15 protein-coding genes are annotated in these 18,873 nt (G+C 61.0%); all 15 read right to left on the bottom strand.

Annotated elements, in window-relative coordinates; genetic code table 11:
• Positions 1–69 precede the first annotated feature (69 nt).
• Entirely contained in the window at positions 70–885 is an 816-nt protein-coding gene (locus F3G95_RS13160; RefSeq protein ID WP_149795298.1) for a hypothetical protein, read from the bottom strand.
• A 26-nt stretch (positions 886–911) separates the two neighbouring features.
• Positions 912–1,583, bottom strand: coding sequence for a thymidylate kinase (locus F3G95_RS13165; RefSeq protein ID WP_149795299.1), 672 nt, complete (start codon positions 1,581–1,583; stop codon positions 912–914).
• The gene (gene thyX, locus F3G95_RS13170; RefSeq protein ID WP_149795300.1) at positions 1,580–2,359 is read right to left on the bottom strand and encodes an FAD-dependent thymidylate synthase; all 780 of its coding nucleotides are present in this window, start codon (positions 2,357–2,359) and stop codon (positions 1,580–1,582) included. Before thyX ends, F3G95_RS13165 begins: the two co-directional genes overlap by 4 nt.
• Positions 2,360–2,364: 5 nt before the next feature.
• Positions 2,365–5,028, bottom strand: a complete 2,664-nt coding sequence (locus F3G95_RS13175; RefSeq protein ID WP_149795301.1) for a UvrD-helicase domain-containing protein — start codon at positions 5,026–5,028, stop codon at positions 2,365–2,367.
• 149 nt (positions 5,029–5,177) lie between these two features.
• Positions 5,178–6,386, bottom strand: coding sequence for a sodium ion-translocating decarboxylase subunit beta (locus F3G95_RS13180; protein ID WP_149795302.1), 1,209 nt, complete (start codon positions 6,384–6,386; stop codon positions 5,178–5,180).
• A gap of 15 nt (positions 6,387–6,401) precedes the next feature.
• On the bottom strand, positions 6,402–6,767 hold the full coding sequence (locus F3G95_RS13185; protein ID WP_149795303.1) for an OadG family transporter subunit: 366 nt from the start codon (positions 6,765–6,767) through the stop codon (positions 6,402–6,404).
• 152 nt (positions 6,768–6,919) lie between these two features.
• Entirely contained in the window at positions 6,920–7,945 is a 1,026-nt protein-coding gene (locus tag F3G95_RS13190; RefSeq protein WP_149795304.1) for a rod shape-determining protein, read from the bottom strand.
• Between the two features lie 113 nt (positions 7,946–8,058).
• The gene (locus F3G95_RS13195; protein WP_149795305.1) at positions 8,059–10,275 is read right to left on the bottom strand and encodes an ATP-dependent RecD-like DNA helicase; all 2,217 of its coding nucleotides are present in this window, start codon (positions 10,273–10,275) and stop codon (positions 8,059–8,061) included.
• Positions 10,276–10,664: 389 nt separating this feature from the next.
• Positions 10,665–12,020, bottom strand: coding sequence for an MATE family efflux transporter (locus F3G95_RS13200; protein WP_149795306.1), 1,356 nt, complete (start codon positions 12,018–12,020; stop codon positions 10,665–10,667).
• 206 nt (positions 12,021–12,226) lie between these two features.
• Complete coding sequence (locus F3G95_RS13205) at positions 12,227–14,482, bottom strand: hypothetical protein (protein WP_149795307.1); 2,256 nt, start codon at positions 14,480–14,482, stop codon at positions 12,227–12,229.
• Positions 14,483–14,646: 164 nt separating this feature from the next.
• A complete protein-coding gene (locus tag F3G95_RS13210; RefSeq protein ID WP_149795308.1) occupies positions 14,647–15,429 on the bottom strand; it encodes an amino acid ABC transporter ATP-binding protein in 783 nt (260 codons plus the stop codon).
• A gap of 15 nt (positions 15,430–15,444) precedes the next feature.
• Positions 15,445–16,092 carry an amino acid ABC transporter permease gene (locus tag F3G95_RS13215; RefSeq protein WP_149795314.1) on the bottom strand — a complete coding sequence of 216 codons (648 nt, stop codon included), beginning with the start codon at positions 16,090–16,092 and terminating at the stop codon, positions 15,445–15,447.
• A 39-nt stretch (positions 16,093–16,131) separates the two neighbouring features.
• Positions 16,132–16,971 carry a transporter substrate-binding domain-containing protein gene (locus F3G95_RS13220; RefSeq protein ID WP_149795309.1) on the bottom strand — a complete coding sequence of 280 codons (840 nt, stop codon included), beginning with the start codon at positions 16,969–16,971 and terminating at the stop codon, positions 16,132–16,134.
• Between the two features lie 655 nt (positions 16,972–17,626).
• Complete coding sequence (locus F3G95_RS13225; RefSeq protein ID WP_149795310.1) at positions 17,627–18,193, bottom strand: hypothetical protein; 567 nt, start codon at positions 18,191–18,193, stop codon at positions 17,627–17,629.
• Between the two features lie 17 nt (positions 18,194–18,210).
• Positions 18,211–18,726 carry a hypothetical protein gene (locus F3G95_RS13230; protein WP_149795311.1) on the bottom strand — a complete coding sequence of 172 codons (516 nt, stop codon included), beginning with the start codon at positions 18,724–18,726 and terminating at the stop codon, positions 18,211–18,213.
• Positions 18,727–18,873: the final 147 nt, after the last annotated feature.

Raw genomic sequence — 18,873 nt, forward strand, 5'->3', positions numbered from 1 at the left:
TGCGCCGCCTTTTCTGCTTTTTTTATGTTTTGCATCGTGTGCCATGTACACACTCCTTTACCATTCCGTTCAGCTTTCCATCATCAGCCGCATATAGCTTTCTTCCACATCGAAAGGCTCCGCGTCGAACCGTATCATGCCGTAGTCCTGCCGGGTGCCTTCGCCGAGGAAAAGGTTCTGAGCCGCACCCACTGTGATGACGGCACGCTCCACGATGACTTCCTTCTCCCGGGCCGCTTCCATCAGCACCTCGGCGGAGCGGTCGTCTTCGGCCATCAGCTCCACAAAATAGAGGGTGTCCTCCCGGCGGAAGTAGATGCCGTAGCCCTTCTCGCTGGACACGATGGTCGCGCCCCGGGCGTAGAGGTCGGTCAGCACGACGGCCATCTGCTCCGGCGGGAACTGGACGGTATCGGGATAGAAGCGCTCCCGCAGCTCACAGAGCTTGCGGGCCGTCACGGAGTCGAACTCCGCCTGACTCCACAGGTTGCGGGACACCTCCCGGGGCAGGCAGCGGAGGGCAAAAGCCCGCTGGAAACCCTTGTTTTCCAGCAGCGCGGCCTGCTCCTGTCCGGTCGGAACGGCCACGGTGAAGCCCGCGCCCCGCAGCTTCTGCTGCGCACAGAGATAGTCCACGAGTCCTGCCAGAAGCAGGCTTCCCTGCCCGCAGAGGCCATAGAGGTAGCTGCCGCTGCGTCCCTTGAGGGTGACGGGGACCGCCAGCGCCGCAGCGACGATCTCGTCATTTTCCTCAGCGACGTAGATATTTTCCGCCCCGGCGAACTTTTCCAGAGCAGTCTTGATGAACTCAGCGCTGTCGCCGCGTTCTTTCTGCCACAGTGCCACGACTGCCGCCTCATCCGACGGCTGCATCAAACGATACATTGATAGTATCCCTCCCATTTTCGCGGTTATCCGAGTTCTTTTTCCGCCAGCGCCCGCACCTCGGCCTGAATCTCCTCGATGGTGCGCATGGCTCCATTTTCCGTGCAATGGACGGTGGCCCAGCCCAGATGCTCTGCACAGTACTCGGCGGCACGGCGGCTGCGGGCCAGATATTCGATGTCCTTTTCGTGGACGTCCTTCCTGCTCTCGTCGCCGTGGTAGCGGCCGGTCATGAGCTTCTGGCTCACAGCGGGGTCTACCTGTAAGTACACCACAGCGTCCGGTGCGGGCAGACCCAGCAGCCTGTATTCGTAGTCAAAGGCCCAGCGGAGGAAGTCGTTCCACTGCTCCGGCGGGAGCTTGGAGCACTGATGCACCGCGTTCGACGTGGTGTAGCGGTCGGCGATGACGATGCCGCCCGCCTCGTAGAAGCTGCCCCACTTGGTCTTATAGCTGGCGTACCGGTCCACCGCATAGAAGCTGGACGCCGCATAAGGGTTGACGTCGTCGGGCTTGTCGCCGAACTGACCAGAGAGGTACATCTTTACCAGCGCACTGGAATCGCTCTCGTAGTCCGGGAATGTGACCTCCATCACCCTTCGACCGCTCTCGGCCAGATGGGCGGCCAGCAGCTTTGCCTGGGTGGCCTTGCCGGAGCCGTCCAGCCCTTCGATGACAAGAAGCCTGCCCTTGCTCATTCTGCCTTCTCCCCTTTCAGCGCGGCGTACTGGGCGCGGACTTCGGCGGTGCGGCCGCAGCACATCTTGCCCTCCGGGCAGGGGCCGGACACGCAGGCCGGGCCGGCGGTGCGGAAGATATGGGGTGCCACCGGGTAGACCAGCCGCAGCATCTCTTCGGCCAGCTGCCGTATCTCCCACTGGGCGCGGCTGCAGCAGCGCAGGTGGAAGAAGTTCTGCAGGCTGCGGGCGTTCATGGTCACCACCATCTTGGTCTCGCAGGCGTTGGGCAGCACGAAGCGGGCGTCCTCGTTGGCCTGCTTGGAAGCCTTGGCCCGGGCCTGCTTTTCGGGCAGACCCTCGGCCATCAGGCGGGCGGTGTGGCCGTCTTCCAGCTTCTGCACGAGGTCGAGGTAGCGCCTGGCGTCCTCGTTCATGCTCTCGATGAACGCCGCCTTTGCCTCGGGGATGGCCTCGATCTCGGGCGGGATGACGTAGCGGAAATCGTCCAGACGGACGTACCGCTGACTCTGGACGCTGAAGGACGCGATGCGGTGGCGGGTGATCTGGGCCAGCAGGGTACGGCTGACGCCCTCGATGCCGAAGGTGAAGCTTGCGTGCTCGATGGGGCTGGCGTGGCCCAGATCGCTGAGCATGGTCAGGAAGCGGGCAGTCTTTTCCTCATCCAGCCCGTCCAGCAGGTCGGTGATGTGGGCGTCGGAGTAGCAGAGCTTCGCCGCGGCCGCCACGACCTTCTCCGGCTCCGGCGTATGTGCTATCAATCGGACAGTCATCATTTTTCTCATTCCTCCGTCGTTATCTTCACAAGGGGCGCAAAGTTGGCCATGGTCTTTTTCACGCCCACCTTCTCGAAGCTGATCTCCACGATCTGGTCGCCGGCGGCGGGCTTGACTTTCAGCACCTTGCCGCGCCCGAAGACCTTGTGCTCCACGATGTCGCCCGGCTCGTAATGCTTGGGGCCGGTGGATGCCGCTGCCGGACGGGGCGAAGACGTCACACCGCCGCCTGCGGGTTTGACCGGCGCTTTGGGCGCTGCCGGACGGCCATAGCCAGAGCCGAAGCCGCTGCTTCCCGAACCGGAGCTGCAGCCGCCATGACCCGACGAAGCACTTCCCCGGCCCGCGTAATCGGAGCCAAAGCCTCGGCTATTGGACATTGGTGCGTTATATTCTTTATTCAGATAGCCGCTGCGGCTGCCATAGCCCGAGCCGTAACCGGAGGCCGCACGCCCCCAGCCGGAGGGGCCGGAGTAGCCCGACGCACCGCCCGGCACGGTATCGCTGCCGTAACCGTTGCCCCAGCCGCCCAGACGGGAGCGCTGTTCCAGCACCGGGCTGCGGGTCTCTTCGATGTACTCCGGCTCGATCTCCCGGAGAAAGCGGCTGGGCTCGTTGCGCTGGGTGCGGCCATAGAGCATCCGGGTGACGCTGTTGGAGATGTAAAGCTCCTTCTTGGCGCGGGTGATGCCGACATAGGCCAGACGGCGCTCCTCCTCGAGGTCAGCCTCAGAATACTTGCTCATCTCACTGGGGAAGACGCCCTCTTCCATGCCAATGAGGAATACATAGGGAAACTCAAGGCCCTTGGCCGAGTGGATGGTCATCAGCACCACCTGGTCGGCACTCTCGTTGTAGCTGTCGATGTCGCTGATGAGGGCGATGTCCTCCAGATAGCCTTCCAGCGATGCCTCTTCGCCGTGCTGGTCGCAGTAGCTCTTGACGTTGTTGACCAGCTGACCGAGGTTCTGCAGACGGTCGGCGGCGTCCTCGTGGCCCTTGGCGGCGTCAGCTTCCAGCATGGCGCGGTAGCCGGTGATCTCGATGACATCAGAGGCGAACTCATCCAGCGTCTTTGTTTCCAGTGATTCCTGCAGTTTCTGGTAGATGTCCCAGAACTTGAACAGCGGCGCGATGGCGCGGCTGAGCTTGGCGTACTGGTCGGCATGGGAGATGACATCCAGCATACTGATGCCCTGCTGAGCCGCCAAGTCCGCGATGACTTCGATGGTCGTCGCACCGATTTTGCGCGCAGGCTCGTTGATGATTCGACGGAGTCGGACATCGTCCCGGGGGTTCGCCACGATGGACATATAGGAGTGGATGTCCTTGACCTCCTTGCGGTCGTTGAAGCGCTGGCCGCCCACGATCTTATGCGGGATGCCCGCACGGGTGAAGTAGCTTTCGATGGGGGCCGACTGGGCGTTCATCCGGTAGAGGATGGCGTGGTCGGCCAGATGTCCGCCCTCTTTGAGGTGCTGGCCGATGACGTCCGCGATATGGCTGGCCTCGTCCTGCTCGTTCTCGGCGGTGTAGACCTGCACCTTGTCGCCCTCGCCGTTCTTCGTCCAGAGGGTCTTGCCCTTGCGCTCGGTGTTGTGCTGGATGACACAGTTGGCGGCATTCAGGATATTCGACGTAGAGCGGTAATTCTGCTCGAGTCGGATGGTCTTCGTGCCTTTATAGATGCGCTCGAAGTTGAGGATGTTCTCAATGGTCGCGCCGCGGAAGCGGTAGATGCTCTGGTCGTCGTCGCCCACGACGCAGATGTTTTTCTCCGGGCCGGTGAGCAGGCTCACGAGCCGGAACTGAGCCACACTGGTGTCCTGATACTCGTCCACCAGCAGGTATTTGTACTTGTTCTGGTAGAACTCCCGCACGTCCTCGTGCTCCGACAGCAGGATGACCGTCTGGTAGATGAGGTCATCGAAGTCGAAAGCTCCGGCCTCCTTGAGCTTCTTTTCATAGGCGGCGTAGACCTTAGCCGCAAGTGCGCCCTTCGTGTCCCGGGCCGGGGTCTTCAGGGCCTCTTCCGGGCTGATGAGCTGGTCTTTCCAGCGGCTCATCTGGTTGATGGCGCTTTTGACCGGGAAGAACTTGTCGTCCACGCTCAGTTCTTTGTAGACAGCCTTCATGACACGCTGGGAGTCGTCGCTGTCGTAGATGGTAAAGCTGCGGGGGTAACCGATCTCCTCGGCCCAGCGGCGGAGAATGCGGACACAGGCCGAGTGGAAGGTGGAGGCGAACACCTCGTCGCCCTCTTCCCCGCCCAGCATCCGGCGCAGACGCTCTTTCAGCTCACCTGCGGCCTTGTTGGTAAAGGTGATGGCCATGACGTTCCAGCTCCGGACGGCGTCCTTCCGCAGCATCCCGTCCAGCCACGACGGGGCATCGGTGCCGGTCATGATGGCAGTGCGCAGGGCTTTCACATCGTCCTCCGTCACCTCCCGGGGCGTCCATCTGGAGCCGTGGGCCGAGCCGAAGCGGATGAGGTTGGCGATGCGGTTGACCAGCACGGTGGTCTTTCCGCTGCCTGCACCCGCGAGGATGAGCAGAGGGCCGTTGGTGGTAAACACCGCCTCCCGCTGCATATCGTTCAGGCGTCCGAACTGCTTTTCAATATACGTATCACGCAAAGCGCAGAATTGTTGTGCGAGATCTGTTGCCATTGTTTCACCTGTTCTTTTCAATCATTTCTGGATATATCACTTAAAATATAGTATATCACATTTCAAAAAAGTTGTACACAAAAACAATGCAAACAAAAACCGCCCCACCGCGGTCAATACCACGATGGAGCGGGAATCTCAGGAAATGCTTAGCCGAAGATGTTGATGAGGATACCAGCAGCGACGGCGGAGCCGATAACACCGGCCACGTTGGGGCCCATTGCGTGCATCAGCAGGAAGTTGGAGGGGTTCTCGCTCTGGCCGACCTTCTGAGAAACACGGGCAGCCATAGGCACAGCGGAAACGCCAGCGGAACCGATCAGGGGGTTGACCTGACCGCCGGTCAGGACATACATGACCTTGCCGCAGAGAACACCGGCAGCAGTGCCGAAGGAGAATGCGATGAGGCCCAGCACGATGATGAACAGGGTGCGGCTGTTCAGGAAGGTGTTTGCAGAGGTGGTGCAGCCAACAGACAGAGCCAGGAAGATGGTGATGATATTCATCAGCTCATTGCCGGCGGTCTTCTGGATACGGTCCACGACGCCGCACTCCTTCATCAGGTTGCCCAGCATCAGCATACCGACCAGAACGGCGGCATCCGGCACGATGAGGGAGACGATGATGGTGACCATGATGGGGAAGATGATCCTCTCGGTCTTGGTCACGGCGCGCAGCTGCTTCATCACAACAGTACGCTCCTTTTTGGAGGTCAGGGCCTTCATGATAGGCGGCTGGATAACAGGCACCAGAGCCATGTAGCTGTAGGCCGCGACGGCGATGGAGCCCAGCAGCTCAGGAGCCAGACGGGAGGTGACGAAGATAGCGGTGGGGCCGTCTGCGCCGCCGATGATGGAGATGGCGGCAGACTGCTTCTGGGTGAAGTCCACCAGACCGGTAGCGGCCAGCAGACGAGCGCCCATGTAAGTGCCGAAGATGCCGAACTGAGCGGCAGCGCCCAGCAGCAGGCTCTTGGGGTTGGAGATCAGGGGTGCGAAGTCGGTCATGGTGCCGATGCCGAGGAAGATCAGCGGCGGGTAGATGCCCAGCTTGACGCCCATGTAGAGCATATCGGCCAGACCGCCGTTGTTCAGGATCTCGACCCACATCGGGTGTTCGAGGCCGTCACCGACAAAGTACTGCATGTGGATGACGCCGCTGCCGGGGAGGTTGGCCAGGATCATGCCGAAAGCCATGGGCAGCAGGATCAGAGGCTCGAACTCTTTGACGATAGCGAGGTAGAGCAGGAAGCAGCCCACGCAGATCATCACTGCGTACAGCCAGCCGCCCGGCTCACCGAACTTGGCAAAACCGGAACTCTGGAAAATACCGACCAGAGTCTCAATAAACTGAGTCATGTTTTTCCTCCTGTGTTAAAAGGGTGCGGTGGTGTCGTTGACGCCAGCCTTGCCCCAGCCATTCTTGCCGCGGCGGACTGCCTTCAGCACATACTTGCCGTTGCCCATAGAGTAGATGGCTGCCATGATGGCTGCCACAACGTCGCCGGGGATGCCGGCCTCGACCTGCGGGGCAGCAGCCTTTGCAGGAGCGGGCGCAGCGGCCTGTTTCACAGGAGCAGCCGGTTTTGCAGCAGAAGCAGCCTTGGCAGCTGCCTTCTTGCCGTTCATGGCGTCAAAGATCTTGCCCTCCAGCGTGATGATAGCCATCAGCAGGACGAGGATCAGAAACACCAGCACAATACCGGTTATGGTAACGATCACATCATAACCTAAATCCATGGTCTTCCTCCTATTTACTTTTTTCTTTGCCGCCCGGGGGGCGGGCGGCAAAAAGCGATTTGAAGATATTATACAATATTTTCCGGGTCGATTCAACAACTATGAACAAAAATCATATTGTTTTTCACGGTTCTGTGAACAGCGCTTCCCTCTCAGCGGCGGCCCATGCGGGGGGTGGCGTCCATGAAGCCGGTCTCCAGCTTGTCGCCCAGACGCAGGCTCATGGCCGTACCCAGCGCGACGCAGTTGACGGGGTCAGGCGAGACGGTCACTTCCACCTTCAGCTCCTGGCTCAGGTACTCAGGCAGGCCGTGGAGCTGTGCGCCGCCGCCGGTGAGGACGACGCCGTTGCGGTAGATGTCGCCGGCCAGCTCCGGAGGAGTCTTCTCCAGCACCTGATGAGCGGCGGTGCCGATCTGCTCGCTCAGGCGCATGACCGGCTCGTAGAGGTCGGCGGTGGAGACATTGACACGCACGGGCAGGCCGGTGAGCAGGCTGCGGCCCTTGATCTCCATGGTCTCGTTGAAATCTGCCTTCTGGGGGCAGCAGGCCACGTTCTTTTTCAGGTTCTCAGCGGTGCGCTGGCCGATGGCGATGCTGAACTTGTTGCGCACGAACTTCAGGATCTCTTCGTCGTAGTGGTTGCCGGCCACGCGGACGCTGGTGGCCTTGACCTTGCCGCCGAGGCTCAGCACGGCGATGTCGGTGGTGCCGCCGCCGATGTCGATGATCATTCGGCCATCCGGCACGGTGATGTCGATGCCGGAGCCGAGAGCTGCGGCGATCGGCTCATCAATGAGGTAGACCTGACGCGCACCGGCGGCCATGACGGCCTCCACCACAGCGTCGCTCTCGATGCCGGTGATGGCAGCAGGCACACAGACGGCCACACGGGGCTTGACCATGTGGGAGCTGTAGACCTGATTGACGAAGCGGCAGATGAGCTCCCGGGTCATGGTGTGGTCGCTGATGACGCCATCCTTCAGCGGGAAGATGGCGGAGATGTAGTTGGGCGTGCGGCCCACCATTGCAAGGGCCTTGTCGCCGGCCTCAAGCACGCAGTTCTTGCGGGTATCCACCGCCACCACGCTGGGCTGGTTGAGCACGACGCCCTGCCCCTCCTGCGCGATGATGATGGTCGTCGTACCAAGATCGATACCGATGTCATTCTGTGCCATAATCGTGATATTTCCTTTCTCTGCTGCCCATTCTCTATTTCCATCGCCCATCTCCGGGCGCGGGTCATCAAAACACATTATAGTATAACACAGGTGTATCCAAAAAGAAACCCTTAAAGGTTCTCCTGCTCCGGGGGCAGAGCCTGGGCCAGCAGGGCGGCCAAGCCGCTGTAGCGCAGGTTCTGGCGGATGTTGGACATCATCCGGTTCACCACATCCCGCCGGCCCACCACGATGCAGAGCTTCCTCCCGCGGGTGACGCCGGTATAGAAGAGGTTGCGGTAGCACAGGCGGGGCGGCACCTGCGCCGCCGGGAGGATGACCGCCGGGAACTCGCTGCCCTGGCTTTTGTGTACCGTGATGGCATACGCAATTTCCAGCTCGTTGAGGTTCTCCGCCGGGTAGACCAGCCGCCGGTCATCCATCCGCACCACCATGGAGCGGCTGCGCACGTCGATGGACTCCACGATACCGATGTCGCCGTTGTAGGCACCCACACCCTGTTCCCCGCCGATGCGCTGCCACGTTATCTCGTAGTTATTGCGCACCTGCATCACTTTGTCCCCCACCCGGAAGACCCGGGCCGCGCTCTGCAGCTCCGGCTTGCCCTTCTTTGGCGGGTTGAGCATGGCCTGCAGCTCCGCGTTGAGGGCCTGGGTGCCGGTGGGGCCGAGCTTCGTGGGGCAGAGCACCTGAATATCCTTCACCGGGTCAAACTGGTAGCTGCGGGGCAGACGGGTGATCACAAGGTCGCAGACCAGCTTCTGGGCTGCGTCGCCGTCGGCTTCGAGGAAGAAGAAATCGTCCGTCTTTCCGCCCTTTTTCAGCGGTTCGCCCGAGATGATGTGGTGGGCGTTCTCCACGATGAGGCTCTGAGCGGCCTGCCGGAATATCTCGTTGAGGCAGACCGTCGGCACCAGCCCGGAGCGGATGATCTCGCCGAGGATATTGCCCGGGCCGACGCTGGGCAGCTGGTCGGCATCGCCTACCATAATAATACGGCAGCTGTACCGCAGTGCCGCAATGAGGGCCTGGAACAGCTTGACGTCCACCATACTCATCTCGTCGAGGATGACGACGTCGCACTTGAGCAGGTTCTTGTCGTTGTGGATGAAGCTGACCACGCCGCCGGTGTAGTCCACTTCCAGCAGGCGGTGGATGGTGGAGGCTTTCCGGCCCGTCAGCTCGCTCAGACGCTTGGCGGCGCGGCCTGTGGGAGCGCAGAGGGCTACCCGTTCGGCCTCGTTCTCGAGCAGCTGCAGGATGGCGTTGACCGTGGTGGTCTTGCCGGTGCCGGGGCCGCCGGTGAGGACAAGGCAGTTCTCGGTCATGGCCTTGCGGATGGCTTCCTTCTGGAGCGGCGCATAGGCAAAGCCCTGCGCCAGTTCCAGAATCTGGATGTTCTTGTCGAGGTTTCGGGCCGTCTGCTTTCCGCGCCTGGTCAGCATGGCCAGACGGTCGGCGATGTCCTGCTCTGCAGCCAGCAGATCCGGCAGATAAATATACGGTGTGCCGTCGAACATCCGCACCGCCAGTTTCCCGGTCTGGATGCAGCTGTCCAGCGCCGCCGCCAGCTTTTCGGGGGGCTGGCGGATGAAGTTCGACGCTGTTTCCAGCAGCTGCGCCCGGGGCAGACAGGTGTGGCCATTGCCGGCGTTGTGGCGCAGGGTGCGCAGAAGGGCGGCTTCCAACCGCTGGGCGCAGTCCCCTGCCATCTGGTAATACTGGGCGATGCTGTCGGCGTGGCGGAAGTCCAGCTGCAGCGGTTCCCCGCAGAGCAGGTAGGGGTTCTGCTGGATGGCCTGCATGGCCCCCGGCCCGAAGGTGCGGAAGACTTCCATCGCCCGGCGGGGGCTGATCTCGAACTGAGCCAGATAGGCGATGAGCTCCCGCATTCCAAACATCCGCTTGAACTCCTGCTGGATGCGGTCGGCCTTGTCCGCCGAGATGCCCGGGATGAGGGTGAGCTGGGCGGGGTCGTTGGCGATAACTTCCAGCGCCGCCGCGCCGAATTTGTCAATGATCTTATCCGCCGTCCGTGCGCCGATGTAGGGCAGCGACCGGCTGGCGAGGAAGGCGTAGACGGCCTCGAGGTCTTTGGGCATATCCGTCTCGCACTCCTGTGCGTGGAACTGTCGGCCATAGGTGGCGTGGTTCTCGTACCTGCCCCGGCAGACGACGCTCTCGCCGGCGTGGAGCTCTCCCACCACGCCGCACACAACGGTGACGACACCGCCGCCCGACACCTCGAACACGGTGTAGCCGTTGTCCTCGTTCAGGTAGATGATGTCCTCTACCGTGCCTTCCAGCCGTTCCAGCTCCTGCTCCATCGTCCCGCCTCCTCGTTTTGACACAACTATATATAGTATAGCGGTTTTGGGGGGATTTGTAAATATGAGGGGTGGGCTTTGAGGCTCTCCGGCAGCGTCCTAGCCCTCTCAGTCACCTTCGGTGACAGCTCCCCCAAAGGGGGGAGCCACTGGCGTGTCGGTCAGGCCCACGCGGGACGAGCAAAGTTTACTCTATCCGAAAACAGCAGTGCCCTGCTGCAGAGATTCACAGCAGCTTGACGAGGGATATTGTCCCGAAGCTGCTGCCCTCTGTAGCAGGGCACTATCTTTTATGCCATATTGAGCTTCCAGCAGTCAGCGGAAAGTGGCCCGGCCTGCCAAGGGCTCTCCCTCTGGGAGAGCTGGCGAGCGGAGCGAGACTGAGAGGGTCAATCCTCCACCCGCGCTGCGGCAAGCTCTTTCGTCAGCCGCCTGCGCACTGCAAAGTACGCCGGGATGAGGAAGAAGCAGGCAAAGAACCATGCCACAGGGCTGGCGATGCAGGCCGCAAAGTAGCCCCAGAGCGGCACGAACCAGAAGCCCACCATGGCACGGGCGACCATCTCGGCCACGCCCGCGAACATGGCAAGGCCGGAATAGCCCAGGCCCTGGATGGTGTAGCGGTAGATGATGAGGACAGCCAGCGGGATGTAGAACACGCTGTTCCAGAAGATGAAGCTGCGGGCATTCGCCATGATCTCCACCTCGCTGCTCTCGAGGAAGAGGCTGATAAGCGGCACATCCAGCACACGCAGGATGAGGAAGGATGCCACACTGTAGACGCAGCCAATGCCCAGCGCGGTATTGACGCCCCGGTCCACACGCTTGAGGTCGTGAGCGCCCATGTTCTGGCTGGCGTAGGTGGTCATGGCGGTGCCGATGCTCTCCAGCGGCACCGAGAGGAACTGGGCGGCCTTGCTGCCTGCGGTCTGCGCGGCCACGATGCTGCTGCCCAGACCGTTCACCGCGCCCTGCAGCACGACGCTGCCGATGGCGGTGATGCTGCACTGCAGGCCCATAGGGATGCCCATGTTGCAGAGCTTGAGGCAGTGGCTGGCGCTCAGACGGCCCTCTTCCCTGCTCCATTTCAGCTCCGGGTAGTGGCGGCCGATGTAGATGAGACTGCCGATGCCCGCCACCGCCTGACTGAACACGGTAGCGAAGGCCGCACCGAACGCCCCCATCCGGAAGACGAGGATGCAGAGCAGGTCGAGGCCGATGTTCAGCGCGCTGGCCACCAGCAGGAAATAGAGTGGCCGCTTGCTGTCGCCCAGCGCGCGCATGAGGGCGCTGGTGACGTTGTACAGCAGGGTGAAGGGGATGCCACAGAAGATGGTGCGGATGTAGATGTCCGCGATGTCGATGATGTTGTCGGGGGTGTTGGTCCAGACCAGCACCGCCCGGGTCAGGGCCACCGTCACCACCGTGAGCACGACGGCGAAAAAGAGGCTCAGCCAGACGGTATTGGCGGTGTAGCGCCGCATCTCTCTGTAGTCCTTCGCGCCGAAGGTCCACGAGATGGGGATGGAGAAGCCGCAGGCGATGCCGTTGACGAAGCCCAGTACCAGATAGTTCAGGCCGCCCACGCTGCCCACCGCCGCCAGCGCATCCACGCCCACGAAGCGGCCCACGATGATGGTATCGGCCAGATTGTAGAACTGCTGGAACAGACTGCCCAGCATCAGCGGCACCGCAAAGGCAAGGATGAGCTTGAGCGGGCTGCCCTGTGTCATGTCTTTTGTCATACAAAGCCCCTCCCCGGGCGGTCACTTAACATTTCTTTGCCGGATCTTTACCGACAAAAACGCCCTGCCGGACGAGGGGCAGGACGTTTTGCGTTTCATGAATGGTATTATACTCAGCTCATCGTGATTTTGCAAGGGGTTTGGGGCAGATTTCTTCGTACAACATTGCTATTTTCTATCGGCGGTTTTTGGTGATTGTGCGCAGGTCAGTTTCCGCGTCCCGCGTGCCGGCCCCGAGGGCCGCGGGGTTCACCGGTCTTATCACCGTCTCTGCTTGCCTGTGCCCCGCGAGGGCCTGCCTCGGTCTGCCGGACGGGGTCATCCCGCCTGCCCTGCTGGCCGCGAGGGCCGACAGTATCGGTCTGTTCCTCCGCCGGGGTCTTCTCCGTGAAAGGCTGAATGGTTATCTTTTCCTCGTCCTCAAGAAGCGGTATCCGGATGGGGTCTTCCGGCCCGGGGTCTGCGGCCTGCTCCGGCTGCTGAACCGTGGTAAGGCTGTCCGGCGAGAGAGTCGTCGGCCCGCTGAGGCCACCGACGGAGGGGGCCGGGTCATCCTTCTTGCTATCCTGCTTCCCGCCCACGAGCTTAACGATGTTACTAGTAAATGTCTTCCACACCGTCGGTTCGGAGGCGGGCTGCTCGGACGGACGGACCGTGAGGGGGCCCATGTCGATGATGGTGGGATCCTTCGGGTTTGCGCTGAAGTCGGTCACGCTGCCGACGGTACCCGTTCCCGGCTGAGTCCGCTCGGGCAGTCCGCTCAGAGAGCCGCTTTCCCGACCGGAGAGGACAGTTCCCCATTGCTTTTTCTCCTGCTTGCGGCGGGCGATTGCTTTCTCCACCCGGGCAGTCTCCTGCGCTTTCTGCTCCTCATCGCCAACGCGGTACACGAGGACCAGTTCCCTGCCGTTTCGGCGCAGGGCGGTCTCATCCGAGAATGTTTTTCTATCATATCCCGTCTGCCCGACAACATGGAAGCGATAGAGCCCTTCCTGGGACAGCTCGAGTTCGAACGCACCATTCACGCCGACCAGATCTTTGATCCGGGCCAGCGGAATGACGGCCTCCATTTCCTGCCCGTTCCCATCAAGGAACCGGATGCGAAGCTCATGGACCTCCTTTGCAAGCTCCCGCAGCGAGTCGCCTGTCATCCGAAAGACCGAACCATGGGCGTCGAAGCTCAGGACCCTGTTGACCGGGTCATACTCCGCCGTGGTCACGTCACCAAGCTCCTGTGTGCCATCCAGATGGGTGATCACGCCGATGGCCTCGTACATCTGCTTCACACGGTCCGGCACCTCGCCAGACTGCGAGTTCGGGGTGTCGTCCTCGTCGTCGTTCTCGCTATCATCGGGCTGCTCCCACTGGGAGGGCGTCCGCCGGTCGTAGCTGTAGTCCTCCATCTTCTTCCCGGCGGGGTCGTAGCGGGTCAGACTGCCGCCCGTCACCTTGTGGTGGTCGTCGGAGAGGGCGCTGTTGGGTATCTCGCCGACATCTCCGCCGCCGATGGCCGCAGTTTTTCCGCCGGTGCTGGCGCCTGCCTTGGCCGTCACCTCGGCGTCGCCGGAGATATAGATGTGATTGGGGTTGCTGGGTGCGTCCGGATCTATCTCGCCTTTCTCCGTACCCGCGCCGTCGCCGATGCCAGCCGCACCGGGGCGGGAGGATTCCAGATTTTTATTCGCATTGCCGCCCGTGGCCGACACCTCGCCGCCGGAGATTTCGATGTCGTGGCCCGGGCCGTACACACCGCCGCCGATACCGGCAGCACCCTCGCCGCCCACGGCTTTTACCGTGCCGCCGGTGATCTCGATGTTTCCGGCACCGCTTTCGTTCTTTCCGCCGATGCCTGCGCCGCCGCCGTCGCCGCCCTCAGCGGTGAGGGAGCCTTTGGTGTCGTTGTCGTCCTTGATGGTCAGCTTGCCGGAGGACTCATTGCCGTTCTTCTCAAGACCCGCATTTTTGCCGCCGCTCTTCAGCTCGTTGTCGCCGTCCAGCTCGATGGTGGCATCGTGGCCGCCCCTCACGGTGACGGCGGCATTGCTCTCCCGGACAGGGCTGTCACCGCCGCCATCCACCTCGGCCTTGTCGCTGCCATCCACCTCGGTCTTGTCGCTGACGTCCCCCTCGGCCTTGCCGCTGCCATCCACCTCGGCCTTGCCGCTGACGTCAATTTTCAGGTCGTCGAAGGTGACGTCCACGTTGCCCTTGGAGGTGTCGATGGTGACGGTATGCTCCTTCGACTCGCCGGTGATGACGGTCTCCCCCTCATCCTTCTTGAACTCGTTGTCGCCCTGCTTGACCTCGTTATAGTTTCCGCTTCCATCGCTCTTACCTTTGACCGTAATGTCGCCCTCGGCGATGTTCCATGTTTTCGCATAGGCCGGGATGCCGGAACTCACCACGATGCCCGCGATGACGGCGGCGGCCACGCCCCGCCGGAGTGCGCTCTTCAGTCTCATAGTCTGTCCCCCTTTGGTCTGTTCGTTTTTTGAAAAATCAGCCTTTTCTGACACAAGCTTACCAAAAAATTCAGAGAATGTAAATAAAATCTGCGCGAATCGCGGTGTTTTCGGCGTGAGTGGCGCAAAAAAGCCCTCCCGAGCGGGGAGGGCCATAGCCTGTCTTATTCAGAGTAGTGCGCCAAAAACTGCTTGGTGCGCTCCTCCTGGGGGTGGTCGATGAGCTGGCGGGCCGGGCCTTCCTCCACCACGACGCCGCCGTCCATGAACAGGATGCGGTCGGCCACGTCCCGGGCGAAGTGCATCTCATGGGTGACGATGATCATGGTGGTCTTACGGTCGGCGAGGTCCCGCAGGACGCGGAGAACTTCGCCGGTCAGCTCCGGGTCGAGGGCGCTGGTGGGCTCATCGAAGCAGAGGATGTCCGGGTGGAGCGCCAGTGCGCGGGCGATGGCCACCCGCTGCTGCTGACCGCCGGAGAGCTGGTGGGGGTAGTGTCCCGCCCGCTCCGACAGGCCCATCTGGGCCAGCAGGTCACGGGCCTGTGCTTCCAGCTGGGCGTGGATGGCCTTTTTGTTGGCCTTGTAGCCGGGCTGCTCCTTCGCCAGAAGCTCCCCCGCCAGCATCACGTTTTCCAGCGCGGTGTACTGGGGGAAGAGGTTGAAGTTCTGGAACACGAGGCCGAAGTGGAGGCGCTTTTTCCGCACCTCGCTCTCCCGCTGGGTGGCAGGGTCGGCGGCGTCCCACATGGTCTCGCCGTTCACCCGGATGACGCCGGTGTCGGGACGCTCAAGGAAATTCAGGCAGCGCAGCAGCGTCGTCTTTCCTGAGCCGGACGAGCCGATGATGGCCAGCGCCTCGCCCTGTTCCAGTGTGAGCGAGATGTCCTTGAGAACTTTCGTCTCGCCGAAATTCTTCCCGATGCCAGAGGCTTCGAGTAATGCCATAATTCAGTATCCTCCTTAGCAGCGGAAATAGTCCATCTTTTTCTCGGCCCAGTCCAGCAGCAGGGTGAGTGCGCCGACAAAGACGAGGAAGAAGATCGCGGTGGAGAACAGCGGCCAGATGAGGCCCTTGGCGCTGTACTCCTTTGCCATCATGATGATCTCCTTGTTGGCGATGACGTTCGCCAGCGAGGTATCCTTCACCAGCGTGATGACCTCGTTGCCCATCGGGGGCAGGATGCGCTTGACGACCTGCAGGAGCGTGACCTTGAAAAAGATCTGGCTCCTGGTCATGCCCAGCACCTGACCGGCCTCGGTCTGGCCTTTCGGCACATCCTCGATGCCGCCGCGGTAGATCTCAGAGAAGTAGCAGGCGTAGTTGATGGCGAAAGCCACCACCGCCGCCACCAGACGGCCCGAAGAGCCGGAGGGCCAGGGGTTGGTCATGCCCAGCAGGCCGGGGCCAAGGTAGATGACGATGATCTGGAGCATCAGCGGCGTACCGCGGATGACCCACACGAAGGTCTTGACGACGCCCCGCAGCGGTGCGCACCGGCTCATGGAGCCAAAGGCCACCACAAGGCCCAGCGGCAGCGAAAACAGCAAGGTCAGAAAGAACAGCTCACAGTTGAGCGCGAATGCGCCGGTCAGACGCTCCAAAATCACAGTCACAGAATCACTACACCTATCCGTTTATAATGTAAGTTACTCAGCCAGAGTCAGGCCGTACTTGTCGGCCAGAGTCTGCATGGTGCCGTCAGCCTTCAGCTCGTCGAAAGCGTTGTCCACAGCCTCGGCCACGTCGCTGCCCTTGCGGAAGGCCACGCCGTACTCCTCGACGTTCAGTTCATCCACCATCTTGAGGTTTGCGTAGTCGGTACCCTCGCCGATCATGGCAGAAGCCAGAGTCAGGTCGAGGATGGCGGCGTCAGCAGTGCCGGCGGCGACTTCCATCAGGCAGTCGGTCTGAACATCCTTGGAGATGAAATCAGCCTGAGACAGGTCGGCGTTCTCGGTGATGGTGGTCTCACCGGCAGAGCCGGCCTCGGCCACCACGGTCTTGCCGATGAGGTCGGCGGTGGAGGTATAATCGGTGCCGTCCTTCACCACGACGACCTGGGCGTTCTTGACGTAGGGCTTGGTGCAGGCCATGTTCTCCTCCCGGTCATCGGTGAGGGTCAGGCCGTTCCAGATGCAGTCGATGCTCTTTGCCGCCAGCTCGGTCTCCTTGGTGTCCCAGTTGATCTCCACGAACTCCGGCTCGACACCCAGCTTCTCGCAGACAGCGGTGGCCAGCTCGGTATCGAAACCGGTGAAGCTGCCGTCGGCGTCGGTGTAGTTCATCGGCTCATAGACGGTGTAGCCGATGACCATCTTGCCGTTGGACCGGATATAAGCCAGGTCGCTGTCAGCGGCCGCGGAGCTTGCCGGGGCGGCAGAGGCGGCGGCAGAAGAAGCAGCCGTGGAAGTGGATGCAGAACCGCCGCAGGCGGCAAGGCTCAGTGCCATCGCACCGGCCAGAAAAGCAGATACCAGACGTTTCATATACAAATTCCTCCTTTAGAAGCAGTGCTTCAGAAGCAGCGCTTCGTTTTACCGCTTTACCATGCTAAATTGTTAAACTGTGACTATAGAATAGCGCGTTTTGCCCCGTTTGGCAAGAGGAAAACCGATTTTTTTGCGTTTTGCCCGCAGACCGCCCCTTTCCGATCGGGTTTTCGGTGTATTTGTACAAAGGACAGGGCGTTCCGCAAGGCTCTCCCTCTGGGAGAGCTGGCGCGAAGCGCCTGAGAGGGCAAGCCCGTCTCCCAAGAGCCACCACCCAGCGATCAGCAGACCCTCCGTCAGAGCGATACTATCGCCGCGCAGCTGCTTCGCCATGAGCATCCTAGCCCTCTCAGTCTCGCTCCGCTCGCCAGCTCCCCCAAAGGGGGAGCCATTGGCAGGCCGGTCAGGCCCACGCGGGACGAGCAAAGTTTGATTTTATCGGAAACAGTAGTGCCCTGCTGCAGAGAGCAGCAGCTTCGGGACAATATCCCTTGTCAAGCTGCTGTGGATCTCTGTAGCAGGGCACTATCTTTTATGCCATATTGAGCTTTCAGCGGTCAGCGGAAAGTAGCCCGGCACGCCAGTGCCTCTCCCTATGGGAGAGGTGGCTGCGAAGCAGACGGAGAGGGCTAGGACGCTGCCGCAAAGAGCGTCAGCTTCTCCCCGGGATGTCGCCTACCATGATGACGAAGAGCCTGGGTTTGCCATTCTCATCCTTCCACCTTCCGAAGCCGACCCGGTAGCTGGATGCGAGGAAGCTGATAGTGGCCCAATTCTTCTCATTCGGTTCCGGCAGTACCAGTCTGTAGTTGTTACAGAGGTCGATGGCCTGCTTGACGGGGTCGTCCGAGCCTCTGTCCTCTCCACAGTAGAAGATGACCTGTTTGTTGGTGGTGTTGGGGTCGATGCCGATGGTTTTCAAGAGAGCTTTGCGAGGCTCAGAACCGATAGAGTGGTAATTGCCCAACTTCAATTTGTTAATGAGAAGAGTGCTTCCATCCTCAGAGCTCACCTGTGTGTACCTCTCCGCCGCCTCACTCAGCTGCGGGTCGGCCTCGCAGGTGATGTTTACGCCACGCTGTACATTTATGATGTCTGCCAGAGCCTCGGCCCGGAGGGTGTCCTCCGGCTTATCGCCCGGCTTATCGCCGCAGCCGGTGAGCAGGGTCAGCGCCATCACGCCTGCAAGGGCAAGGACAAACAGCTTTTTCAATTTCATGGTCGTTTCCTCCTGTGTCAAGTCCGCGGGGTATTGATGGTGGCGTATGTTACCAGTGCAAGGTAATAGCGGTGGCCGTTGCTCTTCTTGTCTGTCCTTGTAAAGGCTATGGCGTGCAGAGCGGTGCCTGACGACCCATAACCAGTACCAAACTCTATCTTTTGGTCGTACTGCATGCTCTCCGCCTGCGCCTGCGCACTCTGGCCCGGCTTCACTTCTCCATACCAAAGCCAAACGCTGCCTGTCAACAGATAGCCCTTCAATTCATCTTTAATGATACTGCGTGCATCCTCGGTCAGCCCACCCGCTTCATTATTCAGCCAGCTCGGCTGGAACTGCTGTGCGATGGCCTCGAGCTTTTTGTCCAGCGTCTCGTCCTTCTGATAGTCAACATTTTGTCTCGTTTTCATTAGAGAGCGGAAGCACTCTTCTACCTGCTTGGCTTTGGAGCTGCTGTCCGAGCAGCCGGTGAGCAGGGCCAGCGCCATCACGCCCGCAAGGGCAAAGGCAAGGAGTCGTTTTGCAGTTTTCATCGTCTCTACCTCCAATCGTGGGGTGTGTCTCGGTGATTTTATTATACCATACCCCTGTCTCCTATACACATTTGACGCCGCCGACGAACAGAGAGGCGCAGATCTAGGGTGTCGCCGGGCGCGCGAACAAAAGAAAAAAAGAACACA

The organism is Faecalibacterium sp. Marseille-P9312, from assembly GCF_902497445.1.
Lineage (GTDB): Bacteria > Bacillota > Clostridia > Oscillospirales > Ruminococcaceae > Faecalibacterium > Faecalibacterium longum.